Origin of the sequence: Methylobacterium sp. E-046 (genome assembly GCF_022829625.1) — a bacterium.
Classification (GTDB): domain Bacteria; phylum Pseudomonadota; class Alphaproteobacteria; order Rhizobiales; family Beijerinckiaceae; genus Methylobacterium; species Methylobacterium longum.
In genome coordinates, this window is the sequence record NZ_JAKSYP010000025.1 from 1 (window position 1) to 4062 (window position 4062).

Here is a 4062-nt window from a genome sequence, read left to right on the forward strand (position 1 = left end):
GTGCCGGTAGATCGGCGCCTGCCGGTCGCCGGCCCAGACCAGAACCGCGATCAGCAGCAGCAGCGGCAGAAGCACGAACAGCGCCGTCACCGCCACGCCGACGTCCAGGCTCCGCTTGGCCGCCCAGTCCAGACGCAGGCCGTGGGCTGTAAACGGCTCCACGGGCAACATGGCATCCGCGGCTGCGTCACCCACTCCGATCACGTGTCCAGAAGCTTGTTGGACCGTCGCAGTAAGGCTGCCAGCATTCAGCGTTCGGTGCGCTGCGAGATGACCAACGACATCTTGGTGCACCGCATTTTTAGACATGCTCGTTTCTTTCCAGCATAAGCGGTGCGTAAAGTTAATTACCATCTGGTTAACAAATCGTTAAATCGCCTGTTATGTAGATCACAGGCCGACGCCGAAATCTAGCTGTGACGGTCTCAGCAGAATTGGCATGATTAATATCACGGATCTGATTGCAAACGTTGCAATTTTGGTCCACACGGCCCTATCTCATTCGCCAATGTGCGTAGCGAATACGTAGCGGCGATCACGTGTGGCTAAAGGTTGCGCCAAACAGAGCCGTACTACGTGTGCACCGCACACGCAGGAAGATCTCAGGCGGCATGGCTCAACCGTGAGGAACTGGATGTTCCGACTTCGGCTGCGAGGCGGATCAGGCTATCCGCGCCGGACGCACCTGCGCCCGCTCGGCTTCTTCGCGCCACACATCACGCTCGGCCTGCACTGCCTCGATGCGGGCGTGCAGGTGCCCAGCGTCGATAGCGGTCTCCATAAGCAGGTCCTGGGCGGTGGCGAGTTGCTGTCGTAGCTCAGCGTTCTCGGTCGCGAGGGCGAGGAGTAGGGCCGCCAAGTCATCGCTCATCCAGGCCGTGCACTGCCGCAAGGCCGTCGATCTACCTGCGGTGAAGCTTGGCCGCAATCGTGGCCATGTTAGCGCGACCGGGCCGGCGAGGCCGCACCGAGGCTACGGGGGGAGTTAGAGCTGTTCCCGATCAGGTAGCGACGACCAAGTCGTTCTCGTAGCCGGCTGCGGCGAGGTAGTTGCGGCATTCCTGCGGAGTGAAGCACGTGAATGCCTGACGGATCGCCGCCCAGAGATCCGGGATTGTCCGGGCGGCCGCACTGCGCAACAGCGCCTTTAGCTTTGCGAAGGCCTGCTCAATCGGGTTGAAATCAGGGCTTTAGGACGGAAGGTAGAGCAGCCGCGCTCCTGCGGCCTCGATCGCATCCTGCACGCCGGCGACCTTGTGGGCTGGCAGGTTGTCCATGACGACGATGTCACCAGGCTGCAGCACCGGGACCAAGGTCTCGGTGACGTAGCTGCGGAAGCGCGTGCCGTTCGTGGGGCCGTCCAAGAGCGCGGTGGCGCACAGCCCGCTCGTGCGCAGGGCGGCGGTGATGGTCGTGGTTTTGTAGTGGCCCAACGGGGCTGCGAGCCGGCAGCGCTCGCCGCGCGGCGCCCAACCGTAGCGCCGTGCCATGTTGGTGGCAGCCGCCGTCTCGTCCAGGAACACCAGCCGATCCGGATCAAGCTCGGGCTGTGCCTCGAACCACGCCTCGCGGGCCGCTCTTACGTCCGCACGCTCCTGCTCAGCTGCGTACGTCGCCCCTTTTTCCAGCTGATTCCGTGGCGCGCAAAGAAGCGCGACAGGCCGCTCGTGCTGGTCTGGACGCCCTGCTCAGCCAAGCGGTCGCGCACCTCGCGCAGGAAAAGACGCGGCTCCTGCTTGGAGATCCTCAGGATCAGCCCGGCATGCGCCTCTATGCGCTTCGAGGTGTGATCGCCGCCCATCGGCTTGGAGGCGAGTTGGCCCTCGTGGCGGAAGCGCTCCGACCAGCGGCTGGCACTCGACACGCTGACCCCGAAACGAGCCGCGGCGCGATGGCAGGAGGCACCCGCCACCACGGCAGCCACGACACGCTCGCGCAGGTCCACAGACAGGGGTGAAGGCATGAGCAAACTCCTTCACCCACCAACGCGCTACCCGCAAACCCGTCTCAAGCGGCGCGGGACCGGCTCTAAGCCTCGGTGCTGCTCTTCCGGCGCTCGGCATATGACCGGTCGCTGAGAGCACAGTCGCGCAAAACGGTTAAGGGATCCTGTAGTCGATCCTGCGGCTTTACCGGTTCCATCGACCGAGGCGCCGCTTCCATCGCTCGCCAGGTGGCAGGGCAGCCGGCGCCCTAGTGACGCGTATCACCTGAGGGAGCGGCGCCGGCGGTGCTGGCGCGCGCGCTGGCTCCTCAGGCGCGACTTCGACGGCGGTCTCCGAGATCAGTTCCTCGACCATCTCGGCAGCGTTCGGTTTGGCCTTGGGCGGTCGTCCGCGCCGCGGCCTCTGCGATTGCTCTTCCGCAATCTGCATCAAATCCGGCTCGACCTGCGAAGCCTCAGGCACGATCAGGTTGGGAAGGATCCGGCGAGACTCGGCAGCAGGTGCCTGTAGAGTGGCTGGCGGAGGCCAAGAGACTGTTGGTCGTGGGGCCGAAGGCGCCTCGGCACGGTGCGGGATGAAAGTGCGCTGGTGCCGGCTGCCGGACTTGGTCTCGACGGTGAACGACCGAGGCGTACGGTTACGCATGGAGAAACTTTCGGATCAATCGCAGTCAGCCATCGTTGCGAGCGCAATCCGCTGTCTGGCCGCGCATCAGCGCACCGGCTCCATGTCAATCACCGGCCCGTTGAGGTCGAAGAACTCGTCCTCGTACCACAATGCGCCATCGTCTTCGTCAGACCGGCGGCCAAGCGGCACCAGCGCCGACATCATGCCCAGGCACAGCGCGCCCGCGATCAGGGCCATGAGAACTGCTACTGGCATTTTGGTCACCGACCCAAGACGTGCTGCCGGCAGGATGTGCCGGTAGGCTTAAGATCGGGTTCCAGCGACCAGGACTCGCTTTACCGTTAAGCTCGATTACGCTGCGCCCCTCGACTGGAGGATGCATCTTGATCCGGGCCGCCCTGCCGCTCCTGCTCGCCCTTGTCGCGATCGTCGCCCTGCTTGGGCTTTCGGGCGAGGCTTCTGCGCGCGGGTCATGCAAACTCTTTGCGCCGGAGGAGCTGAAGCACGGCACCTACACGAACCGAGATGGCTGCGAGGTCCCGCGCCCGGAGCAGCCTCAGGGGTCGAGCTGCACCAAACCAGCGGATGCTACGGCTCGCTGTCGGGACGGTGACTGGAGCTTCAGCCAGCATCGCCAGGGCACATGCTCACACCACCGCGGCGTCGGGTGCTGGGTCGCCGCGGGTCACGACTGCTGCTAGGTCCAGCCGCTCACCTTCGAGCGGTTCAACCCTTCAGCTGCGCATTGCAGGCCGAGTAGTAGCCACCACCCTTCTGGATCCACTTCGCGTCGCTCAGCGTGCCAGCGGCCTTGGCGGCGTTGTAGCTGTCCAGGCAGGTGTGCATCCGCGCCTTGCCGGCCGACTCTTTGGCGTACTTCGGATCCACGGCGGACGGATATGCGGCTGAACCGGTCGTGGCGGACGGCGCAGGAGCAGCCGTAGCCGTCGGCCTAGCAGCCGTCGTGGTCGGTGCAGGAGCCGGCGCCGACGGCTTCGCAGCACTGGCCGCAACGGGGTTCGGCACCGTGGTGGTAGCGGCATCTGGCGGGGAGCCACACTCGGCCTTGCGGAAGTCGTTCCACTTCTGGCCGTTCAGCGTCCCAGCCTGCTTGGCGGCTTGGTACTTCACCGAGCAGTCCTTGGCGGACAGGGCTGCGGCGGGTGCAGTTAGGGCGCCCAAGCCGAGGGCGAGAAGCGCGGTGGACAGCAGGGGGCGGGGCATAACAATCGTCTCCGAGCCCGAAGCTGGACTGGAGGATCACGCTATTCCGGCAGCGAACGATCGCAAAGCCGTTCGACGACGCTCATCAATCACCCTCGGGGCGCCGGCTCCTCCCGCGGATCGTAGGTCTGGCCGTGTTGCGCGAGCACGGGGTCAAGATGGCGGGCGGTAGGGCATGTGTCGAGGGACAAAAACCGCCGCGACCGGTGCCGAACCGGGATCGGACAGGAGCGCAGCAGCCGGGGTAATCGCCCTACAGACCAAG

At 65.0% G+C, this 4062-nt stretch carries 4 protein-coding genes and 1 pseudogene; 1 reads left to right on the forward strand and 4 read right to left on the reverse strand.

What is annotated here, in order from left to right; genetic code table 11:
* Window positions 1–661 precede the first annotated feature (661 nt).
* From MKK82_RS01035 to MKK82_RS01045, 3 genes and pseudogenes are all read right to left on the reverse strand, one after another.
* A complete protein-coding gene (locus MKK82_RS01035; protein WP_243984315.1) occupies window positions 662–871 on the reverse strand; it encodes a hypothetical protein in 210 nt (69 codons plus the stop codon).
* A gap of 130 nt (window positions 872–1001) precedes the next feature.
* Window positions 1002–1963: pseudogene (locus MKK82_RS01040) on the reverse strand (IS630 family transposase).
* A gap of 694 nt (window positions 1964–2657) precedes the next feature.
* Window positions 2658–2810, reverse strand: a complete 153-nt coding sequence (locus MKK82_RS01045) for a hypothetical protein (protein ID WP_243984316.1) — start codon at window positions 2808–2810, stop codon at window positions 2658–2660.
* A 38-nt stretch (window positions 2811–2848) separates the two neighbouring features.
* On the opposite strand from MKK82_RS01045, the gene MKK82_RS01050 reads away from it, so the two are divergent.
* Window positions 2849–3274: a DUF3761 domain-containing protein gene (locus tag MKK82_RS01050; protein WP_243984318.1), complete on the forward strand. Its 426-nt coding sequence runs from the start codon at window positions 2849–2851 to the stop codon at window positions 3272–3274.
* 25 nt (window positions 3275–3299) lie between these two features.
* Here the strand turns inward: MKK82_RS01050 and MKK82_RS01055 are convergent, their stop codons facing one another.
* Window positions 3300–3797, reverse strand: coding sequence for a hypothetical protein (locus tag MKK82_RS01055; RefSeq protein ID WP_243984320.1), 498 nt, complete (start codon window positions 3795–3797; stop codon window positions 3300–3302).
* Between the last annotated feature and the right edge of the window lie 265 nt (window positions 3798–4062).

Bases quoted from the DNA above. Each gene is read 5' to 3' on its own strand.
- MKK82_RS01035 (WP_243984315.1), bottom strand. From the start codon at position 871: ATGAGCGATGACTTGGCGGCCCTACTCCTCGCCCTCGCGACCGAGAAC.
- MKK82_RS01045 (WP_243984316.1), bottom strand. From the start codon at position 2,810: ATGGCCCTGATCGCGGGCGCGCTGTGCCTGGGCATGATGTCGGCGCTG.
- MKK82_RS01055 (WP_243984320.1), bottom strand. From the start codon at position 3,797: ATGCCCCGCCCCCTGCTGTCCACCGCGCTTCTCGCCCTCGGCTTGGGC.